Origin of the sequence: Pseudomonas nitroreducens TX1 (assembly GCF_000313755.1) — a bacterium.
GTDB classification, from domain to species: Bacteria; Pseudomonadota; Gammaproteobacteria; order Pseudomonadales; family Pseudomonadaceae; genus Pseudomonas; species Pseudomonas nitroreducens_A.
In genome coordinates this window covers 72,530-90,196 of record NZ_AMZB01000108.1, presented here as the reverse complement: position 1 = coordinate 90,196, position 17,667 = coordinate 72,530, and the positions used below count along the sequence as shown (strand labels likewise).

At 55.6% G+C, this 17,667-nt stretch carries 11 protein-coding genes and 1 pseudogene; 5 read left to right on the top strand and 7 right to left on the bottom strand.

Annotated elements, in window-relative coordinates; genetic code table 11:
- Positions 1-129 precede the first annotated feature (129 nt).
- Positions 130-6,795 carry a DUF3320 domain-containing protein gene (locus tag C167_RS0113370; RefSeq protein ID WP_017518789.1) on the top strand — a complete coding sequence of 2,222 codons (6,666 nt, stop codon included), beginning with the start codon at positions 130-132 and terminating at the stop codon, positions 6,793-6,795.
- A 67-nt stretch (positions 6,796-6,862) separates the two neighbouring features.
- On the opposite strand, the gene C167_RS0113365 is transcribed toward C167_RS0113370, so the two are convergent.
- From C167_RS0113365 to C167_RS33305, 5 genes are all read right to left on the bottom strand, one after another.
- Entirely contained in the window at positions 6,863-7,339 is a 477-nt protein-coding gene (locus tag C167_RS0113365) for a Mov34/MPN/PAD-1 family protein (protein ID WP_017518788.1), read from the bottom strand.
- Complete coding sequence (locus C167_RS32535; RefSeq protein ID WP_235154320.1) at positions 7,327-8,940, bottom strand: ThiF family adenylyltransferase; 1,614 nt, start codon at positions 8,938-8,940, stop codon at positions 7,327-7,329. The genes C167_RS0113365 and C167_RS32535 overlap by 13 nt, the downstream gene beginning before the upstream one ends.
- A gap of 41 nt (positions 8,941-8,981) precedes the next feature.
- Entirely contained in the window at positions 8,982-10,157 is a 1,176-nt protein-coding gene (locus C167_RS0113355) for a CBASS cGAMP synthase (RefSeq protein WP_017518786.1), read from the bottom strand.
- A gap of 288 nt (positions 10,158-10,445) precedes the next feature.
- Complete coding sequence (locus C167_RS0113350) at positions 10,446-11,084, bottom strand: hypothetical protein (RefSeq protein ID WP_026079015.1); 639 nt, start codon at positions 11,082-11,084, stop codon at positions 10,446-10,448.
- A gap of 315 nt (positions 11,085-11,399) precedes the next feature.
- A complete protein-coding gene (locus C167_RS33305) occupies positions 11,400-12,056 on the bottom strand; it encodes a DUF6988 family protein (protein ID WP_017518784.1) in 657 nt (218 codons plus the stop codon).
- A 437-nt stretch (positions 12,057-12,493) separates the two neighbouring features.
- Between C167_RS33305 and C167_RS35095 the strand changes: the two are divergent.
- The 4 genes and pseudogenes from C167_RS35095 to C167_RS34495 form a co-directional block, all read left to right on the top strand.
- Positions 12,494-12,622, top strand: a pseudogene (locus tag C167_RS35095) (hypothetical protein); the annotation flags it as partial.
- Between the two features lie 499 nt (positions 12,623-13,121).
- A complete protein-coding gene (locus C167_RS0113335) occupies positions 13,122-14,477 on the top strand; it encodes a hypothetical protein (protein ID WP_017518783.1) in 1,356 nt (451 codons plus the stop codon).
- A 768-nt stretch (positions 14,478-15,245) separates the two neighbouring features.
- Positions 15,246-15,938 (top strand): ImmA/IrrE family metallo-endopeptidase, encoded by a 693-nt coding sequence (locus tag C167_RS0113325; protein WP_017518781.1) that lies wholly within the window; start codon positions 15,246-15,248, stop codon positions 15,936-15,938.
- Positions 15,939-16,012: 74 nt separating this feature from the next.
- Positions 16,013-16,606, top strand: coding sequence for a hypothetical protein (locus tag C167_RS34495; RefSeq protein WP_157791841.1), 594 nt, complete (start codon positions 16,013-16,015; stop codon positions 16,604-16,606).
- A gap of 155 nt (positions 16,607-16,761) precedes the next feature.
- Here the strand turns inward: C167_RS34495 and C167_RS33690 are convergent, their stop codons facing one another.
- The gene (locus tag C167_RS33690; RefSeq protein ID WP_081596669.1) at positions 16,762-17,172 is read right to left on the bottom strand and encodes a helix-turn-helix domain-containing protein; all 411 of its coding nucleotides are present in this window, start codon (positions 17,170-17,172) and stop codon (positions 16,762-16,764) included.
- Positions 17,173-17,220: 48 nt separating this feature from the next.
- Entirely contained in the window at positions 17,221-17,628 is a 408-nt protein-coding gene (locus C167_RS0113320; RefSeq protein ID WP_017518780.1) for a DUF6957 family protein, read from the bottom strand.
- Between the last annotated feature and the right edge of the window lie 39 nt (positions 17,629-17,667).

The following is a 17,667-nucleotide window of genomic DNA, read 5'->3' as shown; positions in this document are numbered from 1 at the left end:
GGCCACTCGCCATCATGCCCCCTACTCGATAGGATGGCGCTATGCATGGAAGCGCGCGTCGGGGGATGGCCCGGCTCGAGAGCCTTCCGCCGTCTGGCCATGTTGCCAGGTCTGGATAAGGAGAGCGGCATGAGTGATGAGGTTATTGAGCAGCCTGACAGCGAGCTGCCCCAGGACACGCGAGCAATCGTTCAGGCTGTTGAGCCTGCTCCAATAAAGACAGTCCGCATTCAGACCACACTGATTGCAAAACTTAACCTGGCCGACTTCCAGAACTCGGTACCGGTAATTCGAGAGCTACGCCTGGTCAACGACACCAACCAGAAGCTCAGCAACCTGGAGCTCAAGCTCCTGTCTGACCCTCTTGTCTTCAAGCTGAAGACTTGGCATATCGACGCTCTGGGCCCGGGGACATTCCTCCCCATTCCGGGCCTCGACTTACAGATCGACGGCGCTCTGCTGACCAAGCTGACAGAAGCTGAGCAGGCCACTGCCACCTTTATTCTGACAGCCCAAGGCGCGGACGATGAAGAGCGTTCAGAGGTCGCTCGTTTAGATCTCAGTCTGGAGCTGCTACCCCGTAATCACTGGGGCGGATTATCGCACCTGCCTGAAATGACAGCAGCGTTTGTTCAACCCAACGATATTGCCGTCGAGCGATTGCTTAAGAAGGCAGCCGAGCTACTTCGTGCGCAGGGTAAGGATCCAGCTCTAAACGGATACTCTGGTGGTTCCGCACATGCATGGGAGATTGCATCAGCCATCTGGGCGGCAGTTGCATCGTTCAAGCTGGACTATGCTCTACCGCCAGCCAGTTTCGAGCAGTTTGGCCAGAAAGTCCGTAGCCCGAGCCACATCTTGGAGAGTGGCTTGGCAACCTGTTTTGATCTGTCATTGTTGTTCTGTGCGGCGTTGGAACAGGCCGGCCTGAACCCCTTGTTGATTTTCACCCGGGGCCACGCGTTTTCGGGTTTCTGGCTCAAAGCCGAAGAGTTCTCTAATAGCGCTATCGACGACATAACCGCTCTGCGCAAACGCATAAAGCTTAACGAGCTGAAGCTGTTCGAGACCACGCTGATCACTCAGCCAAACATTCCCTCTCTTTCCTACGCTATTGAACGCGGTGCTCAGCATCTTGCTGAGGGGCAGGAGCACGATTTCGAGCTTGCGCTGGACATCCGTCGCGCCCGTCTGCAGAGGGTCAAACCCTTGGCCAGCGCGGAAGCTGCTCCGGCCCCGAGCGGAGCAAGCCAGGAGCTGAGCCCAGATGGTCAGGATCTCCTTATCGACCTGCCGCCAGAGCTTCCTGATGTCGCCCCCGTAGAAGTCGATATTGCTTCGCTGGATCCGAAAGACCGCCTTGCGCGCTGGCAAAGAAAACTGCTCGATCTCTCTTTGCGCAACAACCTGCTGAACTTTAAAGCAGGGAAAAAGGCTGTGCGGCTGGAGGCCCCTGATGCTGCCGCGCTTGAGGACATCCTCGCTAGCGGACAACACCTGAAGCTGCAGACGCGACCAGACCTCATGGATGGCGCTGATCCTCGCGACCAGGCCTTGCATGAAGAGCGCGAGCGCGAAAACCTACGACGTCAGCACGCCCTGGATGCATTGAAACGCAATGAGGTGTTCGTTGGGCTGCCGGTCGTAGAGCTCGACACCCGACTCACAGAACTGTATCGCGGCGCCCGGACAAATCTACAAGAGGGTGGTTCTAACACGCTGTTCCTGGCACTGGGCTTCCTAACCTGGACGCGCGAAGATAGAGAAAGCCAGCGCTACCGTGCCCCACTGATCCTTGTGCCGGTCACGCTAGAGCGAAAAAGCGCCCGTTCAGGCTTTACTCTGGTAATTCATGACGACGAACCCCGCTTCAACCCAACCCTGCAAGAAATGCTTCGCCAGGATTTTGAGCTGAATCTGGGTATCGGGGAAGGCGAGCTTCCGAAAGACGACTCCGGCCTGGATGTTGCACTGATCTGGAGAACGGTTGCTCACGCAGTCAAGGACATTAAAGGCTGGGAGGTCAGCGAGGACATCGTACTGTCGATGTTCTCGTTCGCAAAATACCTGATGTGGAAAGACCTCTCTGAGCGCTCTGAAGCTCTCCGCCAGAGCCCGGTGGTCAAGCATCTGCTAGATACGCCCCGTGACGCGTTTATCGGGGGCGGTGGCGGGGCATTCCCTGAGGAGCGAAAGCTCGATTCCCAATACAACCCGCAGCAGGTCTTCTGCCCTCTCCCATCGGACTCTTCACAACTCTCAGCAGTGCTGTCGGCCGCTCAAGGGCACGATTTCGTGCTCATCGGGCCGCCTGGCACCGGCAAGAGCCAGACGATCGTGAACATGATCGCCCAATTCATTGCACAGCAGAAACGGGTGCTCTTCGTCTCGGAAAAGATCGCCGCACTGGATGTGGTGTACCGACGGCTGCGCGAGGTAGGGCTTGGCGAATTTTGCCTCGAGGTTCACTCGAACAAGTCGAAGAAAACCGAAGTCCTCTCCCAGTTGAACTCAGCGTGGGAGGCTCGCGGTACCGCTGATGCAACGACTTGGCAAATCGAGGCCAAACGCCTGCAAGGACATCGCGATGCTCTGAACCTGTATGTCGAACGGCTGCATGAGTGCTACCCCAACGGATACACGATCTATAACGCTATCGGCATCGTCAGCACCAACCTGGATCTCGCCACGATAAACCTCGCGTGGCCATCGCATTCACAGCACCAGTCCTCCGACATGCTCGCAATGCGAGAGATCGCTGATCGCTTGGAGGTAAACGCGCAATCTGTCGGTTTCAATACGCTGAACCAGCACCCGCTACACCTGATTGGAAACAATGACTGGTCTCCAACCTGGCAGCACCAGATTATCGAAGCCGCACGCGAGCTGGCCCCAGCCATACATGCAGTGCATAAGGCAAGTGAGCGCTACACCCAGATGTCCGGCTTGCCCTCGTTGCCGGCTAATAGCAGGACACTCAAGGGACTGGGGGCTTTGGCAAAGATTCTTCCCGCTGCGGCAGGACAGAATTGGAGCTTCGTGCTCCGCCCGGACGCACGAGCTATTGGACAGCGCCTAGAAGCGGGCGTGAAACTCCTCGAGCAACACCGCACGATCAATAAAACGCTCCCTGCATTCTGGACATCCAGCACGCTGGAAGACTGTCAACGTGGGCTAGGCCTGTTAGCCCGGTATGCTGAGCTCCGATCCGGCCTTCCTCAACCATGGCCAGTGGCAAACATGATTTTGCTCAACCAAGGATTGGAAGCTCTCTCTGAGGTCGAGCGGGTCAAGCAGTCACTATCTGTTGGCTACAACGAAACGATCGAGGCCTTGGATGTCCAAGCCTTACTGAAAGAATGGGAGCTAGCCGGCAAGTCATTCTGGCCGAAGTCCTGGTTCGTCCAGCGTAGAATTCGTGGCCAGTTAGCGAGCACGCAGACGTCCCCTTCCCTCACGTCCGTCGCTGAAGATCTTCAACGCTGGATTGCCATTCGCGAACTCCGTGCTCGATTGGACGCAATCGATCCGGGGCAATCGGGTAGCCCCGTCTGGAAGGGTTCCCAAACCGATCCAGCCCTGCTCGCTGTGACTATGCGTGTACAAGCCGCACTCGCAGCATCTGCCGAAGGGCGCCCATGGTCGGATGAGGGTTTTGAACTCATTAGTCAGGGGCAAGCAGGCATCGCGATCAAAGAGACACTTGAGCGCATACGAGAGATTCGGATTGTCGAGGGCGAGATTTCTACGCTTGAGCCACTCACTAAAGCCACCGGATCAATCTGGGCCGGCCTGCAGACTCAAGCTAAAACGCTCAATGCTGCTGTGGCATTCCAACGCGCGCGGCGAGCCATTCAGCAGGAAGGTCGTCTGGAGGACGAACATGAACTCGTCGGCAGTGGCGCTTGTGGCGAATGGCTCCAGGGCGAGCTGAAGATTCTCAAGCAACGTGAAGCAATCGAACGAGAACTGGGCGATCTGACCGACCTGCGTGAACTGACATCAGGTCTGTGGTTGGGGCTGCACACGAAAGAGGACGCTGTCTCCCGTGTGCTGAAGTTCCATGCTCATTTGGCAGGAGCAATCTCAGCACTTGTCCAAACACCTGAGCATGTCGAAGGCGTGAAGTCTGCTCTGGCGCGCTTGCTAGGTGACGCAAATGCTCTCCTCGAGCCAGAAGGCCAGTTGGCTCAAGCGGGGCGAGAGCTGTTGGAGTCGATCGAACGCTACATAGCCCAGACACACAAGCTCGTCGAGGCTGGGCATTTTCTGGCCGAGGACGCTGCAGGATTCACCGAGCAGGAACTCAGCCAGCAGAGCCTCCAGTGCGAACAAATTGTGCAAGCCGGAAATGGATTACACGCCTGGTGCGCCTGGAAGAAAGCATGCGATGAAGCATCAGCGCTTGGCCTACTTCCGTTAGTCGATTCCCTGAAAGCTGGCCATATTCCGCAAGGATTGGTACGCAAGACGTTCGAAACGAACTATGCCCGCTGGTGGTTGAATACAGCTGTTGATCACGAGCCGGTCATACGTACATTCGTAAGTGTCGAACACGAGCAGCGTATTCGCGATTTCCGTGCGTTGGACGACCGTTTCACCTCTCTGACACGTGACCTATTGCGTGCACGCCTTTGCGCCGAGCTTCCCACCCAGGACTCCGTGAGCAAGAACTCGGAATGGGGTGTGCTTCGACATGAGATCACGAAGAAGACACGCCACCTTCCATTGCGCGAGCTGATGTCGAAGATCCCCGACGCGCTCACCAAACTGACGCCGTGCTTGTTGATGAGCCCCCTCTCCATCGCCCAGTATTTGGCGGCGAACTCGAGCGTCTTCGACGTAGTGATCTTCGACGAGGCGTCGCAGATTCCCGTATGGGACGCGATCGGCGCAATCGCTCGTGGCAAGCAAGTGGTGATGGTCGGCGACCCCAAACAGCTTCCGCCGACCTCATTCTTCGATCGAGCCGAGTCCACTCAGGATGACGCTGATGTCGAGGCTGATCTCGAGAGCATCCTGGACGAGTGCATCAGCGCGAACCTGCCGATTCGGAACCTGAACTGGCACTACCGTAGCCGGCATGAAAGCCTGATCGCGTTCTCGAACCAGAGGTACTACGAATCCAAGCTGGTGACCTTCCCTTCCCCCGTTACCAGCGATCGAGCAGTGAGTTTGCACATTGTTAACGGGGTGTACGAGAAAGGCTCTGCGCGAACAAATCCGGCCGAGGCAAAAGCCTTGGTCAACGACTTGATCAGTCGGCTGCGCAGTCCTGGATTCAAAGAGAGCAAGCTGACTATCGGTGTCGTGACGTTCAACGGCGAACAGCAGAAGCTGATTGAGGATCTCCTCGACACTGAACGTAGGAAAGATCCAGCCCTGGAAAGCTACTTCTCGGAGAATGAGCTCGAGCCAGTCTTCGTGAAGAACCTGGAAAGTGTGCAGGGCGACGAACGAGACATCATGTATTTCTCGATCACCTACGGCCCAGATGCAGCTGGCAACGTCGCGATGAACTTCGGCCCACTCAACCGTACTGGCGGCGAACGCAGGCTCAACGTGGCCGTAACCAGAGCCCGCCACGAGCTCCGCGTCTTCAGCACACTTCGGGCCGAAAAGATCGACCTGGCACGCACCCAGGCACTAGGCGTACGCGACCTGAAGCACTTCCTCGAATTTGCTGATAGAGGCGCCCGCGCGCTTGCAGAAGTAGACGCAGGAAGTCTGGGCGGGTACGACAGCCCATTCGAAGAAACCGTCGCGAACTCGCTGCGCCTGAAGGGATGGCAAGTTGTTACCCAGGTCGGCGTGTCTTCATTCCGAATCGACCTCGCGGTTGTAGATCCTGATGCTCCTGGGCGGTATCTCGCTGGCGTGGAGTGCGATGGGGCGACTTATCACCGCAGCGCGACAGCTCGCGATCGGGACAAGCTCCGCGAGCAGGTTCTCAGGGGATTGGGATGGGAAATTCTGCGCATCTGGTCGACAGACTGGTGGATCGACGCCATGGGTACCGCTAAGAGGATCCATGAGCGCCTTGAGGCATTGCTCATCGAAAGCCGCCAGCAACGCTCTGCACGTGAAGTACAGGAACAATTGGCGGCCATTGCAGCTGAAAGCGTAGCTCCCGTCGAAGACAACGTCGTTGAACTGCCAGTCGACCGATCCCATTTCAAAGTACTTGGTGACTTTGCAGAATCTGAATCGGAGCTCGAGGAAGCCGAAATGCCGATCGTGCGCTACGCACGTAGTCAGACTAACGCAGAACGCCCTCTGGCTGCCTTCGCCCACTACCGTGAAAGCGATCCGTTAAGCGCAGTGGAAGGCGTAGATCCAGACGCCTTCTTTGACGCTAGCTACGACAGCGTCCTGGACATGATGATCAAGCACGTGATCGAAGAGGAAGGCCCTATTCTCGACACCACGCTCGCGCGCCGAATCGCACGTGTTCACGGATGGACACGAACCGGAGCGAGAATTCGTGATCGAGTAGCGACCGTGGCAGATCGCGAGCACACCAAGGTTGAAGACGAGCCTGGGCAGTTCTACTGGCCCCGACGCTTACCGAATCACGAAGCCATTGCGTACAGGCAACCTGCAGATGCCGACAACATTCGACCAGTTGATGAGATCTGCAGCTTGGAGCTGCTTGCACTCGCTCGCACTCTTGCCGACCAAAGCCTGGTTGGCGATGACTTGCTTTACGCTATGGCCCGCGAGATCGGACTAAGCAAAGTATCTGCGTCAACCAGAGCCAGGATCCAAGGAGTGATCGATAAGCTGTTCTCCTGAACAGCTTGATGCCTCATCAAACTCGAATATCGCGCACAGCTGGGCCTAAGTGGCCCAGCCAGGCGCCCTACTCGCTCATTGGCGATAGACGTCTTCGTACGCCAGATGAGCTCATGTATTCGACGCGTAAGTCCTGCCGCCCAACGATCGTAGCGAGCATCGGGCGGCCGTCCCGGCGCCCTTTTGCAAGCCTTTGCCATTCGCTAATGTCGAGCCCTGAGGGTGTGGGGATGTCTTCAGGGTGCGTATGCCACTCACCGAGATACCGGATCAATCTGTTGCTGTCCTTCCATCGTATCTCTGCAATCCGCTGATGGCCATGAAGCATCCGTTCAAAGAAGTATTTTAGCCGTTGATCCCTGGGGGTGGGTACGGTGACCTCGAGAACCTCTACGTGAATACCTCGAACATGGCCAAGCAAGATGCCCCCGGCCTCCGCATCCTGCTCTCCTTGAATGTATCGCTCGAATACTTCGAGTACAGCAGGAGCAAAATAGACCAGGCCATCACCGCTGACGTCTCCCCAAACACTCAAGAAGCGCATGCAGGGCATCCCGGTCTTGGAAGGATGGTGACATCACCAGTCATGGGGTCGTGCTCGCGACTAATAATCCGTGTGGAAAGCGACGTCCACGGTTTCTCATTGGCCCAGGCCAAGGCGGTGTCCAATCCCAATGCTGCGGCCTGAACCGATACCGATGCGGGATATGCCACGTATTGCCCCTCACACCCCCCGCCGGCGAGCACCGGACGAATGCCGCCAAGCACCGACAAGAACTGCCCCTCAGCTTCATAGTCGCACAAGCACCGGTAGCATCCTTCTGAGGGCCGTTGTCGTATGAGCGACCTGACAGCCTCGCCCGCCCCCTCAATCCAGACATGGAGTAACGGCGTAGTGGACTCTTCCCCCCTCATACCCATCATGCGCCCTGCGGCTTGCTCACCTGCAAGCCATTGACTTAGCGGCTGCTCTCCAGTGGCATCGATGACCAAGTCAAACCCATTCAAGCTCAGCGAGTAAGCATCGACGGCAAGGGCACTGACATTCGAAGAAGGCATCCCTGTCTTAATCTCTGCCACCAGCCCTACGGCCTTATTAATGTCCAGCCGATTTATTCCTAGACGGTGGCGGCCGATGTTCCCAGCGGCAAGCCGCTGATTGTCGACGAGCCGGAGCTCCCCTCCATCGGTGCCTGCACCCGCCTTCACAAGCATATCTGCCAGGTAACCACCGATAGTTCCGCACCCAATCAGCAGAAGTCGTTTACCTGAGAGCGTCTGTTGACCTGGAATATTGCGACTCACAATGTAGCGATCGTCCACCCGGGCCAGTGGCATCAAGACTATCGGGGCATCGTAGACCGGCGTGCTCTGGTCGATTTTGTCCTTCCGGCGATACTTCTGAAGGTCATAAATCAAGGCCCCGATCTGGCCGACTGGCGTTTCGAGTACAACAACATATCCGTTAGCGCCGCTCCGGTAGCCCTGAACGATGCGTTTGAGAATCTTCTTCCGACAGCTAGGATCCAAAGCACCTTGCCAGTCCAGCAGGGCTTTCACCGTTGTAGGGGGCCAAGCGTCAATGAGAGGCCTGGGCGGAACCCTGGTGGTAACCTTGGCAGAGAGTCCAACCCTTTCGTCCACACTGCTGAAGAGATGGCCGATCTTGGCTTGAGTCCTTTCCGAATCATCGGAAAACGCCAGCCCCCTCTCGCCGTCTTTGCCCAACGTCAGGGCGAGTATTTCTGTGGAGTGCGCGATTTCGATGTCGGTATAGCAACTGGTGCCACGCCAATACGCGTAAAACTCCTCCTGCAAGTCATCGACGAGCTCATGCGCCATGAGCTGATCGAGCACTTCTGCGGCTCTTCGCAATGCAGCAATCGTCTGAGTCACCGGCTTATAAATGTCGAAGACTGCAGTCGACGAAGACACGTAGCACAACATTCCTGACGGCCCAACATGTGGAGCGATCGGAAGCAAGCTCGGTGGCAACGGCTGCTTCAGATACACCTCTGGGAATGAGCGAAGCTCACGGTCGACATATACATCGCATGGTATAGAGCCAAAGCGGCCAGTTCTCAGAGCGCCTTCCAAGTGAAGGAAGCCCGAGGTGGTTTGGCGCGGTAAGCGGCGGAACCCCATCGGCTCTAGTGACCTGAGCAGTTGTGGGATCACCATGTCTGCTAACCCGACTTCGAGCGTTTCAGGATTTCCAGCTCACCAGGCTCTGGCTCAACCGCCGCAAGCGCAGCGGGCAAACCAGCAGACGTCTCCTCGACCAGATCCGGACGGTTCGGGAAACGGCCCCCCAACATCTCACGCATCCAGTGGCACGCTTGCTCTTTTGCGGCTGTACTGGCGGACATCGCGGCTTCCAAGTACTTTGCGAAGGTTTCGAATTTCTCTGCTGCCACTTCGACCTCTTCTTTCGAGAGTGCCGCCGTGAGGTAAACGTCTTGGTCAATCGGGCTCAGGACACCCCCGCGCAGAGCTGCCGGAATCCCCTTCACAACGGTCAAAAGCGCCTCGTCATCGCGCTTGTACTCGAACTCAAAGAGGGGGCTGGCCGCTGCCATGAGAAGAATAGAGCTCGGCCCTTTTTCGTCCCACTGTTGATCACGGAATCCCTTGATGTAGCGGATGATCCGACGCAATTGCTGCCCTTTGTCTTGCACCTCCTGCTCAAACCACTCTTTCATGGAAAGGGGGTCGGATTTGATCCAACCACGGTCACACGCAAGGAGAATCTGGTCGGAGGGCAGCTTCTTCCAGGTTTGGGTGGCAGCAGTAGCATTGATGCTATCGAGCGCCCTAGCATTCCGATCCTCCATCGCAGCCTTGAGAAGCAAGTACTGCTCATCCGGGATTGCATAGAGCGGTAGATCGATATGCGCGTACTGCGAAATGACAATCCGCATGCAATTGGCTTTGCGCTCCAATTTCCAGCCGTTATCAGTGCAGAGTGGCTGCAGCACCTCCGTCACTGCCTCGAAGAAGTCATCTATCGCGAGGTGAGGCTTCGCCTCCTCTTTCATGATGCTCAAGGGTAGGTAGACGCCATCATCAACGTCCGACTGTTGCGGTGGGGTCTGACACGGGCGATTCAGCGTTTTATACGCCCAAGAGCCCTGGATATAGAATTTCGGCTCACACATCCCACCCGTATAGCCCTTCTCACGCAGAGCCGTCGGGAGATCGGCGCGAAGCGCGTCGCGGATTTCCTTTCGGGCTGTATCAATGCTCTGTTTCTCCTCTGCAGTGAGATCAAGAGCTTTCAGGAAGGTCGGGTGGTCGACACTACGGCCGTCCTGATCAGGACGATCCTTAGTGGTGTACAGTAGGGGGCTCAGGTTAAGCATGAAGATTCTCCAGTCGATGGCTAACGAGCACCGTGCCTGGCTTCATGCTGAGTCTTGCAATGAGAGTTGGCTCAACTCCAACCCCTTCCGTAGGCCAGTTCCCAATACTCGATCTGGCTAACGACGCATACCTGTAGCGAAGCGGACACAAGCTGGACTGGATACTGGCACATTCCTAGATGTAGATCAATCTATAGAAGAAAACACTACATGTAGTGGATTTATGTGCCATCACGCCATAGCCACGCCCTTCAACACAGCCTGATCTGAGCAAAGCGCAGGCCTGCTTTACTGTCGCTCGAACGTAATCAAGCCAGCTGTATTCAGGCCCTTGTTCCAATTGCGATTCGTCCAGTACTCCCCTTCAAGAGAGACCAGACCATTCTCGTCGTGCACCTCTACCCTGGCTGCTCCATAGTGGCAGCCGCTATCCGTCGCCTCCGGGTTTCGAGTGACATTGTGGTAGCAGTAGTTGAGCTCGATTGTTCCGTACTCTGGATCTCGACGAACCCCTACGATCGTCGTCGTCGACTTCGAGTATTTGTCGTTGGACTGAAACGTCATTCGCACACTAAATAGGCGCGATGTGATGGTTACCTTCCCTTCTTTGGAGAACAGCGCCTCCCCCTTGGCCTCACCCACTAGCTGCTGCAGGACATTCCAGTTTGACTGAAGCGCGACCTGCCATTTGCCATCGATTGGCGGGAAGTAACTCCTCACCCAAGGGAGCTGGCAGATCCAAGGAAACAGAGGGGTCTGGCCCAGCACGAACAAGATCACAGTCGTTATGGTCACAGAGAGCTTGACCAGTGACCAATAGTCTCCAAGTTCACTTGGCGGAAAGTAGAAAGCTAGCCCCGCGAAAACGAATAGACACAGGAAAAGTAGAGAGGTCAGGCACCTCTGAAAACCTAACACCTGGTACATGGAGCCACCTTTTTTAATGGTCTCTAACAGCATTACTGTGTTATGTGCGACCAGCGCATCACACCGATCACCCAAGCAGGCAGCGTCGCTGGTCGCACCCATCTCGACGCACACAGGACTTCATACTCGTCATCTGTGTCGCCGCGAGCCGCTTGTGAGCCCATGCAAGGTGAAAGGCAGAGTCGCCGGGTATCTACGCCTGGGGCCAGCCGATACATGACCAAGAGCTTCACCTACGACAATGACCTTATATGCGCTGAATTGCTAGGCGCATCGGGGCAGGCTTGGTTCATCGAGCCAACTCGGCGAACTGATTCAGTGAGCAGGTTCGGTGGTGCGCTGGTACGGCGGGTCGATGTGCGGGAAGCAATCTTCGAACTCGCTGTAGATTGCGGTCATCTTGCCCGCTTCGGCGGGGATGCCAGCGATGATCAGCAGTAGGTTGCTCGCGAGCCCCAATAGCCCGTTGGAGTGCCGAACCTGCATGTAGGCGAGTTCCAGAGGGAAACCTCTCCCATGCCGGTTCACAGCATGGAGGCCGCCATGGACAAATGAGCTCAGTGGTTTCCAAGAGTAGTGCTTGAATTCTTTCAGATGACTCACCGGGACGTGAGGGGCCTTCTCTTCAATCTCCAGCAACATTTGGCTGAGCATGGGAATCTTGCTGGCCTGCTTAGCAGTCTCACGGGTCAGTTCCGCAAGCATCAGATCCACGTCTTTATCCGATGCGCAGTGGTGCGTCCAGATCGCCCGGACGAGCGATTCGTACTGCACACGCAGCAGTGCCGCTGCTGAAGTACCGAGTCCTGCGGCTGTTAGCAGCTTGAGGCTTCGGGCGTGCTCGAAGCCCAAACTTGCCATCGCACGAACTGCCTTGAGGCGGTTCGTGTCGTCGAACAGCGGCAGTCCGAGGAAGCTGGCTAGGTGTTCTTCCAGTAGTGCTGAGCGCACGAGTAGTTGGTCTAAATCCATGACGGCCTTAGTGGGTTACCTGTTGGTATGATGAGGAGGCTGGGACGTCCTCTTCACCCTGTTCGCCTATTCTCCCTTTTCCGTTCTCGGGCTTGGTAGGACAAGCCTTCTAAGAGTCCGTAGATCTGATCGTCTTTAAGGGCAAATTGGGTACGAACTCCATCCCTGGTGGCAAGTTGTTCAGAGCGCACATCAGTGCGCCTTTTCCTGCACCGAAGTGTCGTGTGATAAACGCTTTGAGGTTGCTCGGTTGCTGAGGGGCATAGGCACTCCGGAAGATCGACAAGTCGCAGATTACATCACCCAGGCGTGGCCGTCCCAGGTCGCATTTACGACCTCGCCATCATAGGTCACGCCTGGGAGGTTGCCTCGACCCTGGAAGGCATAGTTGCCCTCGCCGCCTCGAACGTGAAGCACAACGCAACGTCGAGTTGACCACCCATTTCCTCACCAAGACGCTCAACCGCGTAAGCACGGAAATGAGCCTGCATGTGCCCGCCTACAACTTCAAACGGGTGCTGAACCTGCTGGGCAATAGTGCACTGATAACGGCAATGAAGGCCTGAAACCCCATTGGCAGCCCTCCGAACGCGTCGCACAGAATCGTGGAAGCAGCACTTGCCGAATCAACTGAATGCCTAGGATGGACACACCACGCGTCCAGGAGGCCGCTGGATATCGTTAAAACCAATCCATATCCGGCTACCCAGCGCTCGCTGTGTTTTTACACGGCCTGGGCCAGAAGCCGCCACTCTGCTCATTCCACTTTCGATCCAATTCAATCTTTCGGCGTGCCGAGGAAGGCCGTTCGCCTAGCCCATGTTGTGTAAACCGCTGGTGTGCAGCTCTGAAGTAGGTACCTTAGGTTGCGCGTCTCGTCTCGGTTAGCTCAACATCCAGGTGTATCAAGCTTGTTGCTCGAGTCTGCGTGGACTGCCTACAGGATGGCCATAGGTGACCTCGACACTGGACTTACCACCAAGCTCCTCGTAACTAATTTTCAGGCATGCAATGGAATCCTTTCTTAACGCGACACTAGGCTCGTTTCTAACTCCCCGAATGGAAATGCGCCTCTTCGACAAGACCGAGAAATTCACAGCAGATGCTGCAACGATCGGGAATGTGCTGACCTACTTCCATGAACACGTCCACTACTTCCAAACGCTGTTCACAGGTTATGGCCACATTCAATGGAGTAGCTATAGGCAGGCTTCAGGCTTCATTCGAAGTAAGTGGGATGAGATGCGGCCGGTCATGGGAGGGCCGAGGATTCCGCTAGCTAACTGCAATACGCGAAAGGACGTTCACCAGTACGCCCATTACCTTTACCAGGTGTTCTCAGAACAGAACAGAATCAACCAAGCTCGATTCGTCACTATCCCCGGTGCCAAGACGATTGACGCCCTGAAACTCAAGCTCATGAAGCAGCCTTGGCAGATCAACCCTGAGATCGCAACAGCCCAGGGCCCACGAGAGTTGTGCACCAAGGATATCTTGGAAGGCCATGCTTTTTTTCTTGAGCGCTCGTTCGGAACGCAGATCCTCGCAATGCCGCAAGACGCCGCATGGGATAGAGCAGGAATTTCTGATGTCTACACCGCAGCATACGATTGGTTTGTGGAGCGGTGCGGAGAGTCCGCTCGTGAGCTGTTCCCTGTCCTGTGCGATCTTTCTTTGCAGACAAGCTGGGTGCCTGTGATCCCGACCACAGTTGATGAATGGCAGGCGTCGAACCCATCATGGCGTTTCTATTCGCTCACCGAAGCGCTCGCAGCAGCGCCTGAGTTAGCCATGAATATGAAGGGAGCTTGGCAAGAACGTTATGTAGCGTTCTGCGATCGGTTGCTTGATTCCTGCCAATTTAAAGGACTCAATCAGATTCTGACCGAACGATTGCAGGCACTGGTCGATCTTGAGCGCCATCCGGGAATCACGCCAATGCAGCGCATCATGAAAAAAGCCCTGGAGCACAGGGTCGAGCAGCCATGGCTATCGGTCTACCCCACCTGCTCCCCAGTTGAGGTCATGAAGCTCTTCGATGAATTTCGCGTTCCGGCTGTGATAGTTGAAGGGCGTTATCAGGCTCAGTCACTGTTAAGCGACGACATCGTCACAGAGCTGATCGCAGAGCTTCACTATCAAGCGTTCAATGATCAGCTACTCGGCAACCCATCTGCACTCGCACGCGACACCAACAGTATCGAATGTGGGTTCTTGAGATTTGGGGTTCCCAACGGATGCCCCTTCCAAGTGAGCGGAGAATGTATCGGGCGGTTTGATCCCAAAGAGGGCCTACCGATACCTCTGTCACATGATCCCACGGGGAAAATTGAAGGATGTACGTTTGGAGCATATTTCCAATACTCGGGTATCAACGTTGAGGATCTGATGGTGGACTATGGAGCCCGATTTGGGGCTTGAATGCGAGACCTGTGGCGACGATCTTCTAGGCTAAGGGTTCAGACAATCTGATTTTCCTTTTCGCTAGCAATCACTTCTGAAGAGCGAAGGCGAGCGATAGCCGAATTGTCGTCCTCACGCGGAGTCCGTCAGTTCGTGCGATGCACACCTGTCCGCCTCTAGCGCTCACCTGCTATCGGCCGATTGCTACCTGAGCATGGGCAACGTCGCAGTGACGGAGAAGGTTGTGCACTACCTCGGTGACCTCTTCCCCAAGAAACTGGCTTCGGTAGATGCAGGCATCCACCTCCTGCCCTCCCCGAAGCCAGCTAGGGCTTGGAGCGTGGAGCACCGCGCACCTGCTCGCATCCTAGGACAGGAATCGCTCCGCATGCTGGAAAGAATCGACCGCCTGAAACTGCCCTAGAGTGTGCATTAGGCTCAAAGCCGCTACCGAACTTTCGACTTTCGCTCATGGCCAGCAACCGCTGAGGCTCTCTAGATCGGTGATTTCGTAGGGGTTGTAAGCTCATTTACTCCTATGTAAACCCGAGACGTTTACATGGACAAAAACTGGTTTACATGCGCTCTTCAGATCCGCCAACTGTGTCCCTGACAGGTGTGGAAAATCTAGGAACTGGGCCGAATGTCCGAGCGCTGCCCCCAAGTAGCTCTACGCAACGTTGCCACTCCATTGCTGACCTCAAAAGGCCTCTTGCCATCACTTAATGTAGTGCTATCATCATTAAGTAAGCACTACATATTGTGTCTTTCAGCAAGGGGGGACATATGGAAAACTCTGAAGAGTTTGAGGCTGCGGACTGGCTACAGCACCAGCTTTGGAACGCTCGCAAGGTGATTTGGCCCAACAGGCAGCCATCCCTGAAGGAGCTCCTGGATCCCGGTGTCGCTGCTGAGATGCTGGGCATCGACTTCCGTGTGGTTCCCAATCTTGGGCAAACACGTTTCAATCGAAGCTCAGTGCCGTTCCGCACCGCTGGGATTCTCGACAGGCAACGACGCCTGATCGCGATCTCGCAAGAGTTTTCCCCAGAGATTCAACGGTTCACTGCAGCGCACGAGCTTGGGCATTGGCTCCTTCATGATGATCATATTATGCATCGTGACCGCCCTATGGATGGAGCAGCACTCCATACCTCTCGCCCCAAGGAGGAGCTTGAGGCTGATCGCTTCGCCACCTTCTTCCTGATGCCAGCGAAAGCGGTTCGCACGCATTTTCAACGAATTTTCCGTGTGCCCGGCGCCTTGCACTTTACGGACGTGACCTGTTTCCATTTGAGTCCCCGCGATCCCAATACGCTTCTCTACGCCGAGGAAAGCTCGCTCGAGCGCGAGCTGGCAGTGGCAGGGTGCTCGCGCTATGCCGATCGGCGCTTCAACTCCTTGGCCAGTGAATTTGGAGTATCCGTCACAGCAATGGCCATACGTATAAAAGAGCTTGGACTCACCCGCTGGCCTTGAGCAATGTGAAAAATCATCTTCAAAGCTAACTAGCCTGGAGGTCACCGGTGACGGGCCGCCCCCACGACGAATACTTGAGCTGGATTAGACCGGCCACCCCATTGCTATTTGGCATTCTTTCGCTGGCAATAACAACGCTAGCTATTTTCGTTTTCGACCCTAATGAAAAGCACGCCACTTGGTGGATTAGCTTGTCCATGCAGGTACTTGGATTATCACTAAGTGCTGGTGCACTCTGTTTTTCGGCCATCGAAAACGCGGTTGCAGCGCCTTGGAAAATACTCGGGGAATGGCTATCTAAATTCCCCGCCTGGAGAAAAAAGCCTATTCAAATCGTAGGTTCGGCGGGGATCGTAGCGCCAGGTGTGAGCCTATTTGCTCGCGGAACCACTACGCCGCCCCCATCAGCCACGACAGAGGAAAAGTTTGTTTGGCTGAATGAGGTAGTGAATGGCTTGCACAAAGCGTTAGCCGAGTCCGTCACCAGCACAAATGGCAGATTAGCCTCTGTGGAAGCTCAGCTAATAACGGTCTCTGACCGAGTAGATCAATCATCAGCTCAGATTGAGGCAAAGATCCGAAGCATAAGTGTCGCTAACTTCTATCAAGTATTCGCGGGGCTGACCCTTCTCTCGCTTGGATCCATTATTAGCTTGTTTGTGCCATAACCATGGGGCTCTAGCTGTCGATATGCGTCCGTACTTTTCCATCTCGAGCTTTTCCTGACGAGATGAATACGCTATCTAACCGGGCCCCTCTAAACTCGCTTTCATAGGATGCAGCAATCCCTGTCCCACGGTGACGGGGCTGACCCCGGCGACACCTACGGGTCTTTGCCCCGCGCGTCAGATTGGTCATCAGTGCGTGTTCGCGGCAAAGTCATCTGAAAATTATCCCTTGTCTTTAATCGCTCGGGATCGCTGGGGTTTCGCCGCCCAAGCGTCAGATACAAGCCAAATTTCTTGAATATCGATTCCAGCGTTCGCACGGTTGGATTTCCGGTTCCTGATTCGATGTGTACCAAGGTTCGTTGAGAAATCTTGCAGATCCTCGCGAACTCGCGCTGGGTGACGTCGAGCGTATCTACCCGCAATACCCGCACTGCCTCGCCCAAGGTGATAGATCTCTCAGCGATGTCGCCCTGGATCTGCTGTAGCACTGCAAGGCGCTCGCAGATGCCGGTCTCGCGTCTACGTAGACGATCCGCCGTAGGCTTAGATCCATCGTTACTCATCGAACGATGCTCTAACGGCCGAGATCGTTATTCTCTCTATGTTCTTCATTAACGGATGCTGTTCACAGTGCCCATCGATGTTGTTCTCCTAGCCCCGCGCCCCATCAGCACGTACCGAGTGTTGCGGGTCTCGAAGATGAACTCCTCCGCCAGCCTCACAAGCAGGGTACTCCTCACCCAGCTCCCCGGAGGAAATCGGTGGCGACTATCGAACAGCACATTGCCTGCATAGAGGAGCGCAGGACGGCCATCAGAATCTAGACATAGATGCTGAGAGTCGACAGGAACTTGAATATCTAACCAACACCAACTGGCAACCAGACAGAAAGGGCGGTACGGTTCCATCAAGCTAAGCCAGGCTTTGGCTTCCTCAACCGACAGTGAGCAACCGGCCATCGGCTCGCCTTCTGCGTGAATGATCGAGGTGAATTCATTAAGCGTTTCAGACAGCTGCATCAGGGGCTTCCATTAGTGGCAGGAGCTTTACAGCGCCTT

Excerpts from the sequence above, each read along its gene's own strand:
- C167_RS0113355 (WP_017518786.1), bottom strand. The coding sequence starts at position 10,157 with ATGCTTAACCTGAGCCCCCTACTGTACACCACTAAGGATCGTCCTGAT.
- C167_RS0113320 (WP_017518780.1), bottom strand. The coding sequence starts at position 17,628 with ATGCAGCTGTCTGAAACGCTTAATGAATTCACCTCGATCATTCACGCA.
- C167_RS0113350 (WP_026079015.1), bottom strand. The coding sequence starts at position 11,084 with ATGTACCAGGTGTTAGGTTTTCAGAGGTGCCTGACCTCTCTACTTTTC.
- C167_RS0113370 (WP_017518789.1), top strand. The coding sequence starts at position 130 with ATGAGTGATGAGGTTATTGAGCAGCCTGACAGCGAGCTGCCCCAGGAC.
- C167_RS33305 (WP_017518784.1), bottom strand. The coding sequence starts at position 12,056 with ATGGATTTAGACCAACTACTCGTGCGCTCAGCACTACTGGAAGAACAC.
- C167_RS0113325 (WP_017518781.1), top strand. The coding sequence starts at position 15,246 with ATGGAAAACTCTGAAGAGTTTGAGGCTGCGGACTGGCTACAGCACCAG.
- C167_RS32535 (WP_235154320.1), bottom strand. The coding sequence starts at position 8,940 with ATGGGGTTCCGCCGCTTACCGCGCCAAACCACCTCGGGCTTCCTTCAC.
- C167_RS0113365 (WP_017518788.1), bottom strand. The coding sequence starts at position 7,339 with ATGCGCTTCTTGAGTGTTTGGGGAGACGTCAGCGGTGATGGCCTGGTC.
- C167_RS33690 (WP_081596669.1), bottom strand. The coding sequence starts at position 17,172 with ATGAGTAACGATGGATCTAAGCCTACGGCGGATCGTCTACGTAGACGC.
- C167_RS0113335 (WP_017518783.1), top strand. The coding sequence starts at position 13,122 with ATGCGCCTCTTCGACAAGACCGAGAAATTCACAGCAGATGCTGCAACG.